This is a genomic window from Melittangium boletus DSM 14713, from assembly GCF_002305855.1.
GTDB classification, from domain to species: Bacteria; Myxococcota; Myxococcia; order Myxococcales; family Myxococcaceae; genus Cystobacter; species Cystobacter boletus.
The window spans coordinates 2390002-2409343 of the sequence record NZ_CP022163.1 but is presented as its reverse complement, the minus strand read 5'-3'; the positions used below and the strand labels follow the sequence as shown (position 1 = coordinate 2409343).

12 protein-coding genes are annotated in these 19342 nt (G+C 68.1%); 7 read left to right on the top strand and 5 right to left on the bottom strand.

Translation table 11 applies throughout. The annotated features are described in order from the left end of the window. Position 1: 1 nt before the first annotated feature. Genes MEBOL_RS09990 through MEBOL_RS09980 form a run of 3 tightly spaced genes read right to left on the bottom strand, consistent with a single transcriptional unit; the run spans position 2 to position 5186 of the window. Positions 2-1423 (bottom strand): family 2B encapsulin nanocompartment shell protein, encoded by a 1422-nt coding sequence (locus tag MEBOL_RS09990; RefSeq protein ID WP_095977199.1) that lies wholly within the window; start codon positions 1421-1423, stop codon positions 2-4. A 46-nt stretch (positions 1424-1469) separates the two neighbouring features. Then, a complete protein-coding gene (locus tag MEBOL_RS09985; protein ID WP_095977198.1) occupies positions 1470-2876 on the bottom strand; it encodes a family 2B encapsulin nanocompartment shell protein in 1407 nt (468 codons plus the stop codon). Between the two features lie 60 nt (positions 2877-2936). Next, entirely contained in the window at positions 2937-5186 is a 2250-nt protein-coding gene (locus MEBOL_RS09980) for a family 2 encapsulin nanocompartment cargo protein terpene cyclase (protein ID WP_095977197.1), read from the bottom strand. A gap of 217 nt (positions 5187-5403) precedes the next feature. Here MEBOL_RS09980 and MEBOL_RS09975 point away from each other — a divergent pair, with 217 nt between their 5' ends. Then, positions 5404-6978 carry a DUF7125 family protein gene (locus tag MEBOL_RS09975; protein WP_095977196.1) on the top strand — a complete coding sequence of 525 codons (1575 nt, stop codon included), beginning with the start codon at positions 5404-5406 and terminating at the stop codon, positions 6976-6978. Continuing rightward, entirely contained in the window at positions 6975-7340 is a 366-nt protein-coding gene (locus MEBOL_RS09970) for a response regulator (protein ID WP_095977195.1), read from the top strand. The genes MEBOL_RS09975 and MEBOL_RS09970 overlap by 4 nt, the downstream gene beginning before the upstream one ends. 7 nt (positions 7341-7347) lie before the next feature. Here MEBOL_RS09970 and MEBOL_RS09965 read toward each other — a convergent pair whose 3' ends face one another. Then, on the bottom strand, positions 7348-7551 hold the full coding sequence (locus MEBOL_RS09965; RefSeq protein ID WP_095977194.1) for a hypothetical protein: 204 nt from the start codon (positions 7549-7551) through the stop codon (positions 7348-7350). Between the two features lie 209 nt (positions 7552-7760). Between MEBOL_RS09965 and MEBOL_RS09960 the strand changes: the two genes are divergently transcribed. Continuing rightward, the gene (locus MEBOL_RS09960) at positions 7761-8771 is read left to right on the top strand and encodes a serine/threonine-protein kinase (RefSeq protein WP_425437640.1); all 1011 of its coding nucleotides are present in this window, start codon (positions 7761-7763) and stop codon (positions 8769-8771) included. A gap of 8 nt (positions 8772-8779) precedes the next feature. Here the strand turns inward: MEBOL_RS09960 and queF are convergent, their stop codons facing one another. Next, positions 8780-9190 carry a preQ(1) synthase gene (gene queF, locus MEBOL_RS09955; protein ID WP_095977193.1) on the bottom strand — a complete coding sequence of 137 codons (411 nt, stop codon included), beginning with the start codon at positions 9188-9190 and terminating at the stop codon, positions 8780-8782. A gap of 179 nt (positions 9191-9369) precedes the next feature. Here queF and MEBOL_RS09950 point away from each other — a divergent pair, with 179 nt between their 5' ends. The 4 genes from MEBOL_RS09950 to MEBOL_RS09935 all read left to right on the top strand — a co-directional run bounded on the left by MEBOL_RS09950 (position 9370) and on the right by MEBOL_RS09935 (position 19228). Next, positions 9370-11292: an ATP-binding response regulator gene (locus MEBOL_RS09950; protein WP_095977192.1), complete on the top strand. Its 1923-nt coding sequence runs from the start codon at positions 9370-9372 to the stop codon at positions 11290-11292. A gap of 149 nt (positions 11293-11441) precedes the next feature. Next, a complete protein-coding gene (gltB, locus tag MEBOL_RS09945) occupies positions 11442-15992 on the top strand; it encodes a glutamate synthase large subunit (RefSeq protein ID WP_095977191.1) in 4551 nt (1516 codons plus the stop codon). 3 nt (positions 15993-15995) lie between these two features. Further along, a complete protein-coding gene (locus MEBOL_RS09940) occupies positions 15996-17459 on the top strand; it encodes a glutamate synthase subunit beta (RefSeq protein WP_095977190.1) in 1464 nt (487 codons plus the stop codon). 257 nt (positions 17460-17716) lie between these two features. Next, on the top strand, positions 17717-19228 hold the full coding sequence (locus MEBOL_RS09935) for a S1 family peptidase (protein ID WP_095977189.1): 1512 nt from the start codon (positions 17717-17719) through the stop codon (positions 19226-19228). Positions 19229-19342: the final 114 nt, after the last annotated feature.

The window sequence follows — 19342 nt, the reverse complement described above, 5'->3', positions numbered from 1 at the left end:
GTCAGCGCCCGAATCCGAGTTGGATGTTCTCGAGCACTCCGAGCGCGTCGGGGACCAGGGGGGCCACCGAGTAGTAGGTGCTGACGAGATAGGAGGTGATGGCCTTATCGCTGACGTCCATGCGCCGGGCCGAGAGACCGGGAGAGATCTCATCCGGAATGCCGGTCTGGTGCAGGCCGACGACGCCCTGATCGTCCTTCCCGGTACGCATCACGATGATGGAGGTCGTGCCGTCGTTCCCGATGGGGATCTTGTCGGAAGGCAGGAGGGGAACACCCCGCCAGCCGATGAACTTGTTGCCGTCCACCTCGACGTAGGTCGGGTAGACCCCCCGCCGGTTGCACTCCTGACCGAACGCGGCGATGGTGCGCGGGTGGGCCAGGAAGAAGCGCGACTTCCTGCGCCGGCTCAGCAGCTCGTCCAGATCGTCCGGCGTGGGCGGCCCCCTGCGCGCGATGACGCGCTGCTTGAGGTCGGCGTTGTGCAACAGCCCGAACTCACGATTGTTGATCAACTCGTGTTCCTGCCGCTCGCGCAGGGCCTCGACGGTCAGACGCAGCTGCTCCTGGGTCTGGTTCATCGGATCGTTGTACAGATCCGAGACACGGGTGTGGACCCGCAGGATGGTCTGGGCCACGCTCAGCTCATACTCGCGTGGCCTGAGCTCGTAGTCGACGAACGTCTGCGGCAGCGTCGGCTCGCCATGGTGGCCGGCGGACAGCTCGATGGCGGCCTGCCCCGACTTGTCCTGGGGCTTCTTCAGCCGCTCCTTGAACCGCCCGACGTGAGCGCCCAGGGAGGGAGACTGGGAGATCACCACCTCGAAGATCCGCTGCGGCAGCATCATCACCGTGCACGGCGTGAGCGCCTTGACCGCGAACTTCCAGCGGTCGTCCGACTCCACGACCGCCTGATCTCCGAAGTGGTCGCCGTCGCCCAGCGAGTCGAGGACGACCGGATCGCCATACTTGCCCACGCCCAGCTTCTGGGCCCGGCCATGGGCGAGCAGGATGACATGCTCGGCGGGCTGGCCCACCTCGACGATGAGGTCTCCGGCCTTGAACTCCTTCTGGACGAACTGCTTCGCCAGGGTGTCGATCACCGAGTCGGAGTCCTCGTCGTCGAAGCCGCGCAGCAGCGGCAGCTTGCGCAGCTCCTGGGGAATGACCTGCACCTTGGCTCCCACGTTGCCAAAGCTCAGGCGCGCGTCACCCGCCGTGTAGGTCAGGCGGCGGTTGACGCGATACACGCCGCCGGGCACCTCCACCCAGGGCAGCATCCGCAGCAGCCAGCGCGGAGAGATTCCCTCCATTTGCGGATGCGACTTGGTCGTCGTCGTCAACTGACGGGCAGCGGCCGTGTTCAGGCTCGTCTGCTGCTGCTCGACCACACCACCGTTACCCGTGTTCACCGAATTCGCCATGAGGGGTCCCTCACCCTGAGTCTGAGCTGCGTGCGGACTGCACTACCTATTCCATGCGGCCGATTTCGACGCTCTCGAGGATGCCGAGCGCGTCGGGGACGAGGACCGCCGTGGAGAAGTAGGTGCTGACCAGGTAGGAGATGATCGCCTTCTCGTTGATGCCCATGAACCGGACGTTGAAGCTGGGCTCGATCTCGTCCGGGATGCCCGCCTGATGCAGGCCGATGACGCCCTGGTTCTTCTCACCCGCGCGCATCAGGATGATGGAGCTGGTGCGCGTGTCGCTGATGGGAATCTTGTTGCAGGACACGATGGGGATGCCGCGCCAGGCGGGGACCATGTTGCCATGCATCTCGACGCTGGTCGGGTAGATGCCCCGGCGGTTGCACTCCTGCCCGAACGCGGCGATGGCGCGGGGGTGGGCCAGGAAGAACGACGGCTCCTTCCACACGGTGGCCAGCAGCTCGTCCATGTCATCGGGGGTCGGCGGTCCGCTGCGCGTGTGGATGCGCTGCTTGAGATCCGCGTTGTGCAGCAGGCCGAACTCGCGGTTGTTGATGAGCTCGTGCTCCTTGCGCTCCTTCAACGCCTCGACGGTCAGACGCAACTGCTCCTGGGTCTGGTTCATCGGGTCGTTGAACAGGTCGGCGACGCGGGTGTGGATCTGGAGCACGGTCTGGGCCACGGCCAGCTCGTACTCACGAGGCGACGTCTCGTAATCCACGTAGGTGCCCGGCAGCACGGGCTCGCCATGGTGGCCCGCGGACAGCTCGATGGCGGCCTCGCCCGTCCCATCCGTCTTCTTGTGCCTGCGGGCCTTGAACTGCTCGACGTGCTTCTGGAGCGACGGCGACAAGGCCACCACGGACTCGAACGAGGACTGCTGGAGGATCAGCACGGTGCAGTACGTGACGGCCTTGACCGTGTACTGCCAGTAGTCCTGCGACTCGAGCAGCACCTCGTAGCTGTAGTGGTCGCCGTCCGCCAGGAAGCCGATCACGGACTCGTCGCCGTACTTGCCCTTGCCGATCTTCTCCACCTTGCCGTGGGCGATCAGGCAGATCGAATCGGCCTCCTTGCCGGCCTCGGTGATGATCTCCCCGGGCTTGTACTCCTTCTGCTCGAAGCGGTTGGCCAGGGCGGTCAACGCCTCGACGTCATCGAAGCCGCGCAGCAGCGGCAGCTCGGTGAGCTCCTGGGGAATGACCTGGACCTTCGCGCCGGTGTTGACGAAGGACACCCGGCCGTCGCCGAGGGTGTAGCTCAGGCGGCGGTTGAGGCGGAAGGTGCCACCGGAGACCTGCACCCAGGGCAGCAGCTTGAGCAGCCAGCGGGAAGAAATTCCCTGCATCTGGGGCTGCGACTTGGTCGTCGTCGTCAGCTGGCGTGCCGCCGCCGTTCCGAGGCTCAACTGGCTCTTCTCATCACCCGGCTTCCCCACTGGACTCGTCATGACTTACCTCTTCCCTTCAGGCAGAAGAAAACGTTCTGGTTCTTGGTTATCGAAGCCTGGCTATTTGCCGAACAGCGACGCGATGCGTGCGGCGGAGGTGCCCAGTCCCGTGGCGCCCCGGGGGGCCAGCGGGAGCTTCTGGGAAGCTCGCAACTCGAATTCCTTGTAGCGGTCCACCGTCTGATGCCACCGGAGCACGCCGGCCATCCATTGCTGGAGCTGCTCGACGTACTTGTGCAACTTCTCCCGGTCCTTGTCGTCCAGGCCGAAGTCCTCGACGAGGATGGGCAATTCCAGGGCGATGATGTGCTCGAACTGGCGCATCCGCGCGGACATCAGGTTGTTGACGACCTCGATGGCCTCGGCCTTCTCCAGATCGAGGAAGCGCTGGACGACCAACACGCCGTTGTTGAGCTCGCCCTCGAATTCAATCTCTTTCTGATAGGAGAAGACGTCGTTGGTCAAGCACGCGTAGTCGGCGGCGGAGTCCTCGAGGCTGCGCATGACCCGGGAGCGGAGCAGCTTGGCCGGGAGTCCGTGGGCGTGGGCCAGCCGACAAAGGCTCATCGTGAGATCCGAGCCAAACGTCTTCCGGCGCATCTCCACGTAGTCGACCGGATCCGGGATGCGGTTCTGCGTCTGGTTGGCGAGCTCCCACAACCAGCTCGCGGTCATCTCCTGGATGGCCCAGCGGAAATGATTGCGCGCGCTCGGGGGCATGGGGCCGGCGGTGCGAGCCCAGAGATCGGCCAGACCGCGCTCCACCGGGTTGGTGGGGACCGTGGTCAGGGTGGAGGGGTCATCCGGCATGAACGCCGACAGCCGGGCGTTGAAGACCTTCGCGCCCACCATGTCTCGGGTATGCCCATAGAACGTCGGGAAGTAGTCGTCGGCGTAGGTACCCCACACGAGCCAGCCGGCCGTCAGGTCCAGCTCGGGCCCGGAGGCGTTGGGGTGGATCATGGCACCGCACAGCGCCACGTCGGCCACGTCGAACTTGTGGTCATCCCAGATGTAGGCGCCAGGGATGCCGGGCAGGGTCTCCAGCATGCCCATGCGACGTGCCCATTCCTTGGAGTTGCGCCGCGCGGCATCCAGGTTGGCGTTCACCCACGTCTTGTAGGGCATGTAGAACTTCGGCAGCTTCACCGGGCCCACGGCCTTGTAGGGCACGTGGGAGAAGCTCTTGAGCCGGATCAACCCCAGGGAGCCGGGGGACAAGTGCAGGCGCGCCGCCGAGGTTCCCAGCCCGGTGGGGCCGAGGGACACGGACTCCGAGGCTCCGGAGCCTCCGCGGTTCATGTAGCGGCTCGAGCGCATGTGCCACTCGTGACCACCGGACTGCCAGTCCTGGAGTCCCCGGATGTAGACGAGGACGTTCGCCTGCTCCACCGGGCTCAGGCCGTGCTCCGCGAAGAGGGACGGCAGCTCGGTCACGGCGGTGTTCTCGAACTGCTGGAGCCGGGACGTCAGGATGTCATTGGTCAGGTTGGCGGCGCGTTGTGGATCGATGTCCAGGAAACGCTCCATCACCAGGACGCAGTTGGAGAGTTCCCCCTCTTCCAGGATCTCGCGCTCGTAGGAGAACAGGTCGTTGCGCAGGTGCACGCCATCCGAGAACGTGTCCTTGAGGACGCGCATCGGCCGGGAGGCGGCGATCCGGGCCGGCACCTCGGCGAAGACGGCGTGCTCCACGAGATCCGCCGACCAGGGCGCTCCGCCCACCTTGCGGCGCATCTCGATGTATTCGATTGGATTGGAGACCCGGCGCTCGTTGATATTGGACAGCTCCCAGTTCGACTCCTCGAGCAGCGCCTTGGTGCTGTCGAAGAACCGGCGCCGCCATTCCATGGACTTGGTGGGCACGGTGCGCGCCCACAGATCGATCAGTCCACGCTCCACCGCGTTGGTGGGCTCCGGCGGGGGGGAGAGATCGACCGGCATGAACAAGGGCAACCGGTCGAGGTACTTCTTCGCGCCCGCGAGATCCCGGGAGCGCTTGTAGACCTCGAGGAAGTGATCATCGAAGTAGAAAACCCAGACATACCAGTCTGTTATCAGGTCGAGTTCCGGGCCCGGCGCCTCGGGATGGGTGTACGCACAGAGCAGGGCGTAGTCCATGGCATCGAACTTCGCCTCATCCCAGATCTTGGGCTCGGCCTCTTCCTGGGGCGGGTCGATGATTCCCATTTGACGCGCCCAGGCCTTGGAGTGCGTCCGGGCCCCCTCGAGGTTGGGGTTCAGGCGCGCTGGCCAAGGGACATAGAAGTCGGGCAATTCAAAGGGTTGTTTCGCTTGCGCCTTGGCCATGGATCACCCTCGTCGGACTGGCGGACCTTGTACTCCCGGCTGGGGGAGACACCAAATTCTTGACTATTAGATTGTTTGATTTTCCACGTGCACCAAAATGGAGCAAGTGGAGTTGTTGCGAGGGTCGCGGAGTTCACGAGGATTTGGCATTTCCCTCGTTCGTGGCAGACCCGGAGTAGTGTGCTGAGTGGACCCGGGATTCCGAGGAAATGGGCGAATGAGTGAGTCGGCGACAGGTGGTTCGGGGCAACCCGCTCGTGATGAACGTGTCCAGAGCGGCATCCCGCGGCTCGACTTCATCCTCCAGGGTGGATTGAAGCAGGGGGGCACCTACGCGCTGATGGGGCCTCCGGGCAGTGGCAAGACCATCCTGGCCAACCAGCTGTGCTTCAACCACATCGAGAAGAGCGGCGGGCGGTGTGTCTACATGACCCTGCTCATCGAGTCGCACGGGAAGATGTTGCGGCACCTCGAGGGGATGAGCTTCTTCCGGTTGGGGGACGTCCCCGAGAAGATCTATTACATCAGTGGCTATCAGAAGGTGCGGGACGAGGGGTTCTCAGGACTCCTGGAACTCATCCGCACCACGCTGCGCGAGCGCCGGGCCACGGTCTTCATCGTCGACGGAATGGAGAGCGCGGAGCAGTTCTCTTCCACGCGGCAGGCCTATGGCGAATTCATCCATTCGCTCCAGGCGCTCGCGAGTCTGCTGGGCTGCACGACGCTGCTCATCTCCAACATGCGCGAGCGCACGCACGTGGAGCACACCCTGGTGGATGGGGTGCTGGAGTTGTCGGACCAGCTCATTGGCCCGCGGGCGGTGCGTGAGTTGACGGTGCACAAGTTCCGCGGCGGTGACTACCTCCGGGGCCGTCACGAGGTGGAGATTTCCTCCGAGGGGGTGTCCGTCCATCCCCGGACGGAAGTCCAGTTCGCCCACCCCGGGGAGTTCGCTCACGAGCAGCGCACGCGCATGGCGTTCGGGCTGCCGCGGCTGGACGAGATGCTCAGCGGTGGGCTGCCCTCGGGTTCCACCACCGCGCTCCTGGGCGCGCCGGGAACGGGCAAGACGCTGCTGGGACTGTCATTCCTGCTGGAGGGGGCGCGTCAGGGTCAGAAAGGCACGTATTTCGGATTCTACGAGCCGCCTCCCCGCCTCATCGAGAAGGCCGAGGACGTGGGTCTTCCGCTGGAGCGCTACGTGCGCGATGGCACCATCCAGTTGGTATGGCAGCCTCCACTCGAGCACTTCATGGACTCGCTGGCCGAGCAGCTGTTGGAGACCCTCCGGGCGGAGACACGCCGGGAGCGGCGGCGCCTGTTCATCGACGGGGCCGAGGGCTTCCGCGCTGCGGCGGTGTACCCGGACCGCATGCCCCGCTTCCTGTCGGCGCTGACCAATCAATTGCGTTCCCTGGACGTCACCACCGTCATGACGGACGAGCTGGAGCTCTTCCAGCCCCAGCTGAACCTGCCCACGCCCGAGCTGGCCAACGTGGTGGAGACCGTGCTGCTGCTGCGCTACGTGGAGATGCGCTCGCAGATCTACCGGTTGCTCTCCATCATGAAGATGCGCGAGAGCCACTACGACACCTCGCTGCGCGAGTTCCGCATCTCCCGCGGCGGCATCGACGTGGCCGACTCCTTCCGCTCCGCGGAGTCCATTCTCAGTGGGACGGGGCGTATACGCGAGGAGGCGCGGCCGCTGCTTCGTGAGACAGCGAAGAAGACGGCGAAGAAGAAGCCGGCGAAGCGCCGGCGCGGCGGCAAGAAAGATGGAGGCGGCCGGTGAGCACCATCCTGGTCGTGGAGGACGAGTTCGACGTGCAGCAGATCGTGGCGGACGTGCTGCGCGACGAGGGCCATGAGGTGTTCGTCTGTGGCACCGGGCGTGAAGCGCTCCAGCGCCTGAGCGAGTTCCGGCCGGATCTCGTCCTCATGGACGTGATGCTGCCCATCTTCTCCGGACTGCAGGTCCTGGACGTGATGCGCAAGACGCCGGGACTGGACTCCGTGCCGGTCGTCCTCATGAGCGAGGCCGAGCCCCGGGGCGTCCAGCCCGGCCACTGGCAGTTCTTCCTCAAGAAGCCCTTCCGGCTCGAGCATCTGCTCGACGCCGTGGCCCGCTTCGTGGGCCCGGTGATGCTGACGTGAGGCTCCCTCAGTGGTCGTGCTTGCGCGCGCCGTGGCCCTTGCCCTTGTGCCGACAGTGCTGGCCGTCCCAGTACTCGCTGGGGTGACACTCGGCGTGTTTCCGGTGTTTCTTCTCCTTCTCCACGGGGACGTAGACGGTGTCGTGGCGGATGAAGCAGCCAGGGAGCAGGCACATCACGGCGGACAGGAGCAAGGCGCTGCGGTGTTTCATGAGGGGCGCACTCTACCTCACGCGCGCGGACCGGGCATGGACGTGCGGTGGATGCCAACTTCTACCGCGAGACTGTCTCGCTTCCAGCCGGGTCGACGCGCCGCAGGTGAATCGCTAGCCTCGCGGGCGTGCCATCCACCGACAAGCCCGTCGTCAAACATCGCAAGATAGGTGCCTACCGCGTGCTCGGAGAGCTGGGCCGCGGAGGCATGGCCCAGGTGTACCGGGGCCTCCACGAAATGCTGCAGCGCGAGGTGGCCATCAAGGAGATGCTCGCGGATCCCCTGCGGGACAAGGAGTCCGTGTCGCGCTTCCGCCGGGAAGCGCTCGCGCTCGCGGCCTTCCGTCACCAGAACATCGTCACCTTGTACGACCTGGTGGAGAAGAACGACGTCCTCTTCATGGTGATGGAGTACGTGGATGGCCCCACGCTGCACGAGCTCCTCAAGGAAGGGCCCCTGCCGCCCGAGGTGGTCGCCTCCGTGGGGGCCCGTGTCGCGGACGCGTTGGAGCATGCCCACTTCCGCCGCATCGTCCACCGCGACCTCAAGCCCGCCAACGTGATGATCACCAAGGCGGGGGACGTGAAGCTGATGGACTTCGGCGTGGCCAAGGACTCGACGCTGGAGACGCTCACCGCGCAGGGCATGGCGGTGGGGACGCCCTCGTACATGGCGCCCGAGCAGGTGACGGGCGCGCCCGTGGACGGACGCACGGACCTGTTCGCGCTCGGGGTGTTGCTCTACGAGTCGCTGACGGGAACGCGCCCCTTCCAGGGCCGCAGCGCGGGCGAGGTGTTCGCGCGCATCCGCGAGGGCGACTACAAGCCGCTGCACAAGGTGGCGCCCCAGGTGCCCCGGCCGCTCGCGGACATCGTCAAGCGCGCCTTGAACGTGCGGCCCGAGGACCGCTTCCCCAACGCCGCCTCCATGCGGCGCGAGCTGGAGTCCTTCCTGTCCCAGCGCATGGGCATGTCCTGCGAGGCGTTCCTCGTGGGCTTCCTGCGCCAGCGCGAGAAGCTCACCGAGAGCGAGGCCCTCGCCCACCTCACCCAGGAGGAGCTGGCCGTGGCCGGAGGGCTCGCGAAGGCGCGGCCACCGGCGAGGCCCTGGACGCGTTGGCTCGCGGCCGGGCTGATCGCCGCCGGGGGCCTGGGTGCCGGACTGCTCTCCACCCAGTCATACTGGATGGACGTCGTGCAGCGGCTGACCGTGCGCTGACGCCGCGGCTACTTGCGGCGCGCGGGCGTGGCGGCCTTCTTCTTCGCCGCCGGGCGGCTCCGGGCCGCCTTCTCGTGGGTGACGGTGACCACGGTGCCGATGCCGCCGCGCACGAAGAAGTCACCCTCCACGGTGAGCTTGCGCGGCTGGATGGCCCGCACGATGTCGTCGGCGATCGTGTTGGTCACCTTCTCGTGGAAGGCCCCCTCGTCGCGGTACGCCCACATGTAGAGCTTGAGGCTCTTGAGCTCCACGCACAGCTCATCCGGGACATAGCGGATGCGGAAGCGCGCGAAGTCGGGCTGGCCCGTCAGGGGGCACAGGCAGGTGAACTCCGGCACGTCGAAGGCGATCTCATAGTCGCGATCCGGCGCGGGGTTGACGAAGGTCTTCAGGTCCTTGGAGGGTTGGGAGGCCATATCGGGGTGTCGTCTAACACACACCTCGGGGATTGCAGTCCCCAATGGTGAACGCTCGTTCTCGCGAGAGCTGCCCTGGCTGTCCGCCCTTCAACGCCACCGGGGCCGAGATGACGCGGGGTGTTCCAACCTCCTTGTCGGCGCGCGGAACGGGGCGTAATTGCTGGGGCAGTTCTCTCATGCTGCCATCCGACTTCCAGGACATGCTCGCGTGCGTCCCCCACGGGGTGATGCGGCTTGGCGCGGACTTGTGTGTGGAGTGGGTGGACCCGGATTTCACCCTCAAGACGGACCTGTCCGTCCGGGTGGGCGAGCCGGTCCTCGCCCGCTTGGAGGCGGGGTGGGGGCGGGATTGTCTGGAACGGGCCCTGCGCGAGGGTCAGGGTTACTCGGGGCACGTCCTCACCTCGGGCCATCGTCGGGCCCGCGTCCATGCGCGTCCGTGCCGGTCCGGTGGCGCGCCGGGGACCTGGCTGCTCTTCGAGCCTTCTGGCACCGATGACGAGGTGACGTTCGCCCAGGCCCTGCAGGAGATCGCCCGCGAGGTGAGCGAGACGCTGGACGTGGACAGCGTGTGCAAGGCGGCGGTGGTGGCGGTGGTGCGCTGTGCCCAGGTGCGCCGCGCCGAGGTCTACCTCACCGAGGAGGGGCAGCCTCCGCGCCGCGTGGCCGTGTCCGACCTGTCCATGGGGGCCGCCGGGGAGGACACCCCCGAAATCCATAGCGATTCCTTCGCGGTGGCGCTCGCCACCCGGCAGCCGCAGATCGGCGTGCGGCGCGGACCGGGCGAGGGCGCGGGCTCCCTCTACGCCGCGGTGCCGCTGCTGTCCCAGAAGCGGGCGTTGGGCCTGCTCGTGCTCTACAAGGAGCAGGGCCCCTCCTTCTCCATGCGCGAGCTGGACCTGTGGAGCGCCGCGGCGGGGCAGGTGGCGGTGGCGGTGCAGAACGCGCGCCTGTTGCGCGAGGCCCAGGCGGCCCTGCGGGTGCGCGAGGAGTTCATGTCCATCGCCTCGCACGAGCTCAAGACGCCCCTGACGCCGCTCAAGCTCACGCTCTACTCCATGGAGCGGCGGCTCGCCCAGGGCCAGCCGGTGGAGCTCTCCAGCGTCATCAAGTCCAAGCGCCAGGTGGAGCGGCTCGCGGGGCTGGTGAACGATCTGCTGGACGTGTCGCGGCTGGAGCTGGGCCGGCTGTCGTTGCACCCCGCTCCGTTGGAGGTGGGCCATCTGGTGGCCGAGGTGGTGGACCAGTTCCGCCACGCCTTCGAGCGCCCCTTCTCCCTGGTCGTGCCGCGCGAGCGCATCTGGGTGAGGGGAGATCGGGATCGGCTGGAGCAGGTGCTCGTCAACCTGCTGGAGAACGCGCACAAGTACAGTCCCGTGGGCGAGCCCATCTGCGTGGAAGTGGAAGTCCGAGCGGGCCAGGCCGGCATCCATGTGAGGGACCGGGGCATCGGCGTCCCGGCGTCCGACCAGGCGCGCCTCTTCCAGCGCTTCTACCGGGCGGCGAACTCCTCCCACCGCCATTTCGGGGGACTGGGCCTGGGGCTCTTCATCAGTGACTCCATCGCCCGGCTGCACGGAGGCTCCATGTCCATGACGAGCGAGGAGGGAGCGGGGTCCACCTTCACCTTGAATCTGCCTCCCATGCCCGTGAGCGAGGTGCGGCGCATGCCGCGCCGCGTCCTGCTACTCGACGAGGATCCGAGCCAGGAAGCAGTGGCCGCGCGGGTGTTGTGCGCCGAGGGCTTCGAGGTGCTCACCGCCCATGACGGCGTGGAGGCGCTGCGCCGGGCGTCCTCCCAGCCGGTGGATCTGGTGCTGCTGTCGTCGGGTGCGCCTCCCACCCACCTGGGTATCTTCCTGGCGGCGTTCGCGGAGCTGCCGCGTGCCCGGCCCATCCCCATCGTGCTCGCCGGGGCCTCCCGGCCCGCCTGGGCCCAACCAGACTCGGCGCGGTGTGCCCGTCCCTACCACGACGTGGAGTTGCTCGCGGCCGTGAACGCGGTGATTGGACCGAGGTCGGAAGACGAGAAGACGGCGCGGGGGGAGTCTCGCGCCCTCAAGTCGGTCTCCTCCCTCGACTCCAGCCTGGCTCCCTAGGAGGTCCGAGGACTCCGGGAGGGGGCTGCCTCCCTGCCCGCTCCAGGCGCCACCGGGCTCTTGGCCCATGAGACTTTTTACCCTCGCCGGAAGCAACGCGTTAAAGTCGTCGGTTCACGCGTGGTTCATCCGCAGCGAGGGGAGCACTGATGTCGGACCGAGGCCCGGGCCGTTATGGACTTTACGAGCCGGACACCGAGCGCGATGCGTGTGGCGTGGGTTTCGTGGCCCACATTCGTGGGGAGAAATCACGCGGCATCGTCGAAGACGCCCTGGAACTCCTCAACCGGTTGAGTCATCGGGCCGCCGCGGGCAAGGATCCCGATACGGGAGACGGCGCCGGCATCCTGATGCAACTGCCGCATCGCTTCTTCGAGCGGGAGCGTCTGGGCTTCGCCCTGCCTCCGCGCCACCAGTACGCCGTGGGCATGGTCTTCCTGCCCGCGGACAACGAGGCGCGCATCGCCTGCGAGGCCGCCCTGGAGCAGGTGACCGCCGACGAGGGGCAGCGCGTGCTGGGCTGGCGCGACGTGCCCGTGGAGCCCTCGCACCTGGGCAAGCTGGCGAGCGAGGCCGCCCCCGTCATCCGGCAGTTCTTCGTGGCCCGGCGCCGCGTGGTGCCCAGCGCCTTCGAGCGCAAGCTGTTCCGCATCCGCAAGCTGGCCGAGCGGCGCATCCGGGAGCGCGCGTTGGACCCGGAGGGCCAGTTCCACGTGGCCAGCTTCTCCGCGGAGACCCTCATCTATAAGGGCCTGCTGCTGCCCCGGCAGCTCCCGCGCTTCTACGCGGACCTCCAACACCCGGAGTGCGTGAGCGCCCTGGCCTTGGTGCACTCGCGCTTCTCCACCAACACCTTCCCCACGTGGGAACTGGCGCAGCCCTTCCGCTACATCGCCCACAACGGCGAAATCAACACGCTGCACGGCAACCGCAACTGGATGAACGCCCGGCGCGGGCTGCTGCAGTCGGCCAAGTTCGGCGGCAGCCTGGAGCCGCTCTTCCCCATCATCGTCCCGGGCAAGAGCGATTCGGCCCAGTTCGACAACATGGTGGAGCTGCTGTTCCTGGGCGGCCGGCCGCTGCCCCACGCCATGATGATGATGATCCCCGAGGCGTGGGAGGGCCACACGCTGATGAGCGATGAGCGGCGTGCCTTCTACGAGTACTCCAGCGCCCTGCTGGAGCCGTGGGACGGCCCCGCCGCCATCGCCTTCACCGACGGGCAGCTCATCGGCGCCACGCTGGACCGCAACGGTCTGCGCCCCGCGCGCTACCTCGTCACCGAGGACGACCGCATCATCCTCGCCTCGGAAACGGGCGTCATCGACGTGCCCGCCTCCCAGGTGCGCCGCAAGGGCCGCCTCACCCCGGGCCGCATGCTGCTCGTGGACACGCTCGAGGGCCGCATCCTCGAGGACGAGGAGGTCAAACGCGACATCACCACGCGCTGGCCCTACCGCCGGTGGCTCGAGCACAACGTCTCCACCCTGGATGACCTGCCCACCGAGCCCGCCCCCCAGCGGCCCGGCGACGAGGAGCTGTGGCGGTTGCAGCGCGCCTTCGGCTACACGGACGAGGACCTGCGCCTGCTGCTCACGCCCATGGCGGAGAGCGGCAAGGAGCCCGTGGGCTCCATGGGCACGGATACGCCGCTCGCGGTGCTCAGCGAGCAGGCGCCCACGCTCTTCAACTACTTCCACCAGCTCTTCGCCCAGGTGACCAACCCGCCCATCGACCCCATCCGCGAGTCGCTGGTGATGACGCTCGCCACGGGCCTGGGCCCCGAGGGCAACACCTTCGAGGAGACGCCGGAGCAGTGCCACCGGTTGTCCCTGCCGGGCCCCATACTCACCAACGGGCAGCTGGCCACCCTGGCCGCCATCCGCAACGACGGCATCTTCGAGCCGCACCGCTTGAGCCTCGTCTACCCGGTGCATGGCGGGGCCTCGGCTCTGACCGACGCGGTGGAGCGGTTGTGTACCGCGGCCGTGGAGGCGGTGGACGCGGGCGTGAGCGTGCTCGTGCTCAGCGACCGGGGCGTGGACGCGGCCCATGCGGCCATCCCCGCGCTGCTCGCCCTGTCGGCCGTGCACCAGCGGCTCGTGCGCGACGGCATCCGCATGTACACGGGCCTCGTGCTGGAGACGGCCGAGGCGCGCGAGGTGCACCACTTCGCGTGCCTCTTTGGCTACGGCGTCTCCGCGGTCAATCCGTACCTGGCCCTGGATACGCTCAGCGCCCTGGCGGACGCGGGCGAGCTGCCGGTGAGCGCGGACAAGGCCCAGGCCAACTTCGTGCACGCCGTGGAGGAGGGGCTGCTCAAGGTGATGTCCAAGATGGGCATCTCCACGCTCCAGTCGTACCGCGGCGCGCAGCTCTTCGAGATCGTGGGCCTGGAGCGCTCCCTGGTGGAGCGGCACTTCACCGGGACGCCCTCGCGCGTGGAGGGCGTGGGTCTGGTGGAGCTGGGCCGCGAGGTGTCCGAGCGCCACGCGCGGGGCTTCGGCCCGACGACCGAGCACGAGGTGGAGCAGCTCACCGTGGGCGGCTACTACCAGTGGCGCCGCCGGGGCGAGACGCACAAGTGGAACCCGGCCACCATCGCCAAGCTGCAGCAGGCGGCGCGCACCCACGACGCCGCCCTCTTCGCCGAGTACTCCCGGCTGGCGGACGACGAGTCGCGCGCGCACTGCAACCTGCGCGGCCTCCTGGAGGTCATCCCGGACCTCACGCCGGTGCCCCTGGAGGAGGTGGAGCCCGCGGAGGCCATCGTGCGGCGCTTCGTCACGGGCGCCATGTCCTTTGGCTCCATCAGCGCCGAGGCCCATGAGACGCTCGCCATCGCGATGAACCGCATCGGCGGGCGCTCCAACAGTGGCGAGGGCGGCGAGGAGCCGCGCCGCTACGTCCCGGACGACAACGGCGACCTGCGCAAGAGCGCCATCAAGCAGGTGGCGAGCGCCCGTTTCGGCGTCACCACCGAGTACCTGGTCAACGCCGCCGAATTGCAAATCAAGGTGGCCCAGGGCGCCAAGCCGGGCGAGGGCGGACAGCTGCCGGGTGCCAAGGTGGATGAGCGCATCGCCAAGGTGCGCTGGAGCACGCCCGGGGTGACGCTCATCTCCCCGCCGCCGCACCACGACATCTACTCCATCGAGGACCTGGCGCAGCTCATCTACGACTTGCAGTCGGTGAACCCCACGGCGCGCGTGAGCGTGAAGCTCGTGAGCGAGGTGGGCGTGGGCACCGTGGCCGCGGGCGTGGCCAAGGCCGGCGCGGGCGGCGTGGTCATCTCCGGCTACGAGGGCGGCACGGGCGCCTCGCCCCTGTCCAGCCTCAAGCACGCGGGCCTGCCCTGGGAGCTGGGGCTGGCCGAGGCGCAGCAGGTGCTCGTGCACAACGGCCTGCGCGGCCGCGTCCGCTTGCAGGTGGACGGCGGCCTGCGCACCGCCCAGGACGTGCTCGTCGCCACGCTCCTGGGGGCCGAGGAGTTCGGCATGGCCACCGCGAGCCTCATCGCGCTCGGCTGCATCATGCTGCGCAAGTGCCACCTCAACACCTGCTCGGTGGGCATCGCCACGCAGGACGCGGGGCTGCGCGAGCGCTTCCACGGCAAGCCCGAGCACGTGGTGAACTTCTTCCACCTGGTGGCCGAGGACCTGCGCCGCAAGATGGCCGCCATGGGCGCGCGCAAGCTGGACGAGCTGGTGGGCCGGGTGGAGCTGCTGCGGCAGATTCCCTCCGTGAGCCACTGGAAGGCGAAGCGGGTGGACCTCTCGGGCCTCCTGTCGCCCTCGCGCGCTCCGGAGTCCGAGGCCCGGCGCTGCGAGACGTCCCAGGTGAAGGACGTGTCGGACCACCTGGACCACGAGCTCATCCAGCTCGCCCGGTCCACCCTGGACGGGGGGCCGCCCACGCTGCTGGTGCGCCCGGTGAGCAACACCCACCGCGCGGTGGGCGCCATGCTCTCGGGCGACCTGGTGCGCCGCCATGGCTCCCAGGGCCTGCCGGATGGGCGGCTGCGCATCCGCCTCCGGGGCTCGGCGGGCCAGAGCTTCGGGGCGTTCCTCGCCAGTGGCGTGACGCTGGAGCTGGAGGGCGACTCCAACGACTACCTCGGCAAGGGCCTGTCCGGCGGACGCGTCATCGTCTACCCGCCCCAGGACAGCCGCTTCGTGCCCGAGGAGAACGTGCTCGTGGGCAACACCGTGCTCTACGGCGCCACGGCCGGCGAGGTGTACTTGCGAGGACTCGCCGGTGAGCGCTTCGCGGTGCGCAACAGCGGCGCCCAGGCGGTGGTGGAGGGCGTGGGCGACCACGGCTGCGAGTACATGACGGGCGGCGTGGTGGTGGTGCTCGGGCCCACCGGGCGCAACTTCGCCGCGGGCATGAGCGGCGGCCTGGCCTTCGTGCTCGACCGCGACCGCTCCTTCCGGGGCCGCTGCAACCTGGAGATGGTGGAGCTGGAGTCGCTGGTGGACGAGTCGGAGCTGTGGCTCGTGCACGGGATGATCGAGCGGCACCTGCACCACACCGGCAGCACGCTGGCGCGGCGGGTGCTCGACAACTGGGAGCTGATGGTGCCGCAGTTCGTGAAGGTGATGCCGACCGACTACAAGCGCGTGCTCCAGGCCCGCCGGGCGGCCCGTCGGCCTCCTCCGGCCCAACCGCCGCGCCTGCACGTCGTGGGAGGAGAGTGAGCCATGGGCAAGACGACCGGTTTCCAGGAGTGGAAGCACGTGCCCGCCCCCAAGCGGGAGAAGGCCGAGCGCCTCAAGGACTCACGCGAGTTCATCCTCCCGTTCCCCGCCGAGGAGGCCAAACGCCAGGCGGGGCGGTGCATGGACTGTGGCGTGCCCTTCTGTCACCAGGGCTGTCCGCTGGGCAATCCCATCCCCGAGTTCAACGACGCCATCTACCGGGGCCGGTGGAAGGAGGCGTACGTCGCGCTGAGCGGCACGAACAACTTCCCCGAGTTCACCGGCCGCCTGTGCCCCGCGCCGTGCGAGGCCGCGTGCGTGCTCAACATCGACCAGGATCCGGTGACGATCGAGTACCTGGAGAAGGAGATCATCGAGCGCGCCTTCGCCGAGGGCTGGGTGAAGGCCCGTCCCCCGGCGCACCGCACGGGCAAGCGCGTGGCGGTGGTGGGCTCGGGTCCGGCGGGGCTCGCCGCGGCGGCGCAGCTCAACCAGGCCGGGCACCACGTCACGGTGTACGAGCGCGATGACCGGCCCGGTGGCCTGCTGCGCCATGGGATTCCCGACTTCAAGCTGGAGAAGTCCGTGCTGGAGCGGCGGCTCAAGCTGATGGAGGAGGAGGGCATCGAGTTCCGCTGCGGCGTGGACGTGGGCCGCGAGCCGAGCTACCGCGCGCTGCGCGAGGAGTACGACGCGCTCGTGCTGGCCATTGGCGCCCAGAGTGGCCGGGACCTGGACGTGCCCGGGCGGGAGCTGTCCGGTGTCGTCATGGCCATGGACTACCTGACGCACCAGAACCGGGTGGTGGCGGGCCTCACCCCGCTCGAGCCCCGCTTCGACGCGGCCGGCAAGCGCGTCCTCATCCTCGGAGGAGGCGACACGGGCTCGGACTGCCTGGGCACGGCGCTGCGCCAGGGCGCCGCGCACGTGATGCAGGGGGCGCACTCGCCCGCGCCACCCATGATGCGTGCCCTGGACAACCCGTGGCCCCGCTGGCCCATCGTCTTCCGCACCTCGTCGAGCCAGGAAGAGGGCGGACAGCGCGAGTTCGGCCTCGTCACCAAGCGCCTGGAGGGGCAGGACGGACGGCTCAAGTCCGTGCACACGGTGAAGGTGGAGCTGCGGCCCGGCGCGGATGGCAAGCCCCGCCTGGTGGAGATCCCCGGCTCGGAGAGCTCCCTGGAGGTGGACCTGCTCGTGCTCGCCATCGGCTTCACGGGGCCGGACACCCGGGTGCTGGCGGAGCAGCTGGGGGTGAAGCTCACGCCCCGGGGCAATGTGCAGGTGGACGCGCACTTCGCCACGTCGGAGGCCGGGGTGTTCTGCGCGGGGGATGCGAGCCGCGGCGCCAGCCTCATCGTCTGGGCGTTCGCGGATGGCCGCGAGGCGGCCCGGTCCGTTGACGCCTACCTGAACCAGAGCGGCTCCGCGCTGCCCACGCGCGGCAAGGACTACGCCATCGGCTGAGCGCCCCGTCGCTTCTCCAGACGAGGTTGTCCCCCCACGGGCCCGGAAGTTTCGGGCTCGTTGTCGTTGCGGGTCTTCCCGATTGATTGGAATTTTACAAATTTATGATGTTTTAATCGTTTTGCGTGAATTCCGTTGACGGCGAGTCTTAAATTAGGACAAATGCTGAATCGTGGAAGCTGGCTCCCCGAGCTGTCCCCTCCGCCGCTTCCATGACGTGTCCGTCGCTCCTCCCACCCCAAAGAAGGGAATGTCCGATGACTCGCAAGCTCAACGCGCTCTCCACCCTGACGGCGTTGTTCACGGGTGTGGCCAGTCTGTCCGCGCTGGCGTCTCCCGCTCCGCAGCCCCTGTCCGTGCCGGATGCCTCGCCGGAGATGCTGTCCGCGATGCAGCGTGACCTGGGCCTCACCCCGGAGCAGTCGCTGCGCCGGATGGCCGTGGAGGCGCTGGCGGCGCACACGGAGAAGCGGCTGGCGGCGCAGCTGGGTGACACGTTCGCTGGCGCGTGGATGAACGAGGAGGGCACCCAGCTCATCGTCGCCATCACGGACGAGGCGAACGCTCCCCAGGTGCTGCGCGAGGGCGCCCAGCCCAAGCTCGTGGCCCGGAGCCTGGCCCAGCTGGAGCGGATGCGCACCGCGCTGGATCGGAACGCCTCGCGCTCTCCCCGGGGCATCTACGCCTGGTCCGCCGACATCACCACCAACAGCGTGGTGGTGACGGCCGCGGACGAGGCGCTCGCCAAGGCGTTCATCACCGACAGCGGCTTGAACGCCGAGGACGTCCGGGTGGAGATCTCCCGCGAGGAGTACCGCCCCCTGTATGACATTCGCGGCGGTGACGCGTACTACCCGGGCAATGCGCGCTGCTCGATTGGCTTCGCCGTGAACGGGGGCTTCGTGACGGCGGGCCACTGTGGCGGCGTGGGCACCAACACCACGGGCAGCGGCGTGGCGCAGGGCACGGTGCGCGGCTCCACCTTCCCCGGCAAGGATCAGGGCTGGGTCCAGACGAACGGCTCCTGGGTGGCCCAGCCGTGGGTCAACAACTACGCGGGCGGCGTCGCCAACGTCGCCGGTTCCAACGACGCCTCGGTGGGCAGCAGCGTCTGTCGTTCGGGCTCCACCACGGGGTGGCGCTGCGGCACCATCCAGGCTCGGAACGCGACCATCAATTACGCCAACGGGCCGGTGTATGGCGCCGTCCAGACCAATGCCTGCGCCGAGGGCGGTGACTCCGGTGGCTCGTGGCTCTCCGGCGACCAGGCCCAGGGCGTGACCTCGGGTGGCTCGGGCAACTGCTCCACGGGTGGCACCACCTTCTTCTTCCCCGTCAACCCCATCCTGCAGGAGTACGGCCTGACCCTGCGGACCTCGGGCGGTGGCGGCGGCAGGGCCGTCCGGTCGCGGCTGAACAACAAGTGCATCGACATCCCGAACTCGAACACGAACGACGGCACGCAGCTGCAGATGTGGGACTGCAACGGCACGGGCGCGCAGAGCTGGACGTGGTACTCGGACGGCTCGCTGCGCGCGCTGGGCAAGTGCATGGACGTGGCGTGGGGCTCGGTGGACGCGGGCGCCATCATCCAGCTGGTGTCCTGCAACGGTAACCCGGCCCAGCGGTTCGTGCTCAGCGGTGCGGGCGACCTGGTCAATCCCCAGTCCAACAAGTGCGTGGACATCGTGGACCACAACACCAACAGCGGCGCCAAGCTCATCCAGTGGCACTGCACCGGCAGCGCCAACCAGAAGTGGTACCAGTAGTCGGCCGTTCGCCGTCCTGAGGTCCGGGGCGTGATGCGCGGGGCCTTCCGTCCTCGGAAGGGGAGGCCCTCGCCGCTGCCCGTTTCAACGACATCCCTTCTCCCCATCCCTTTC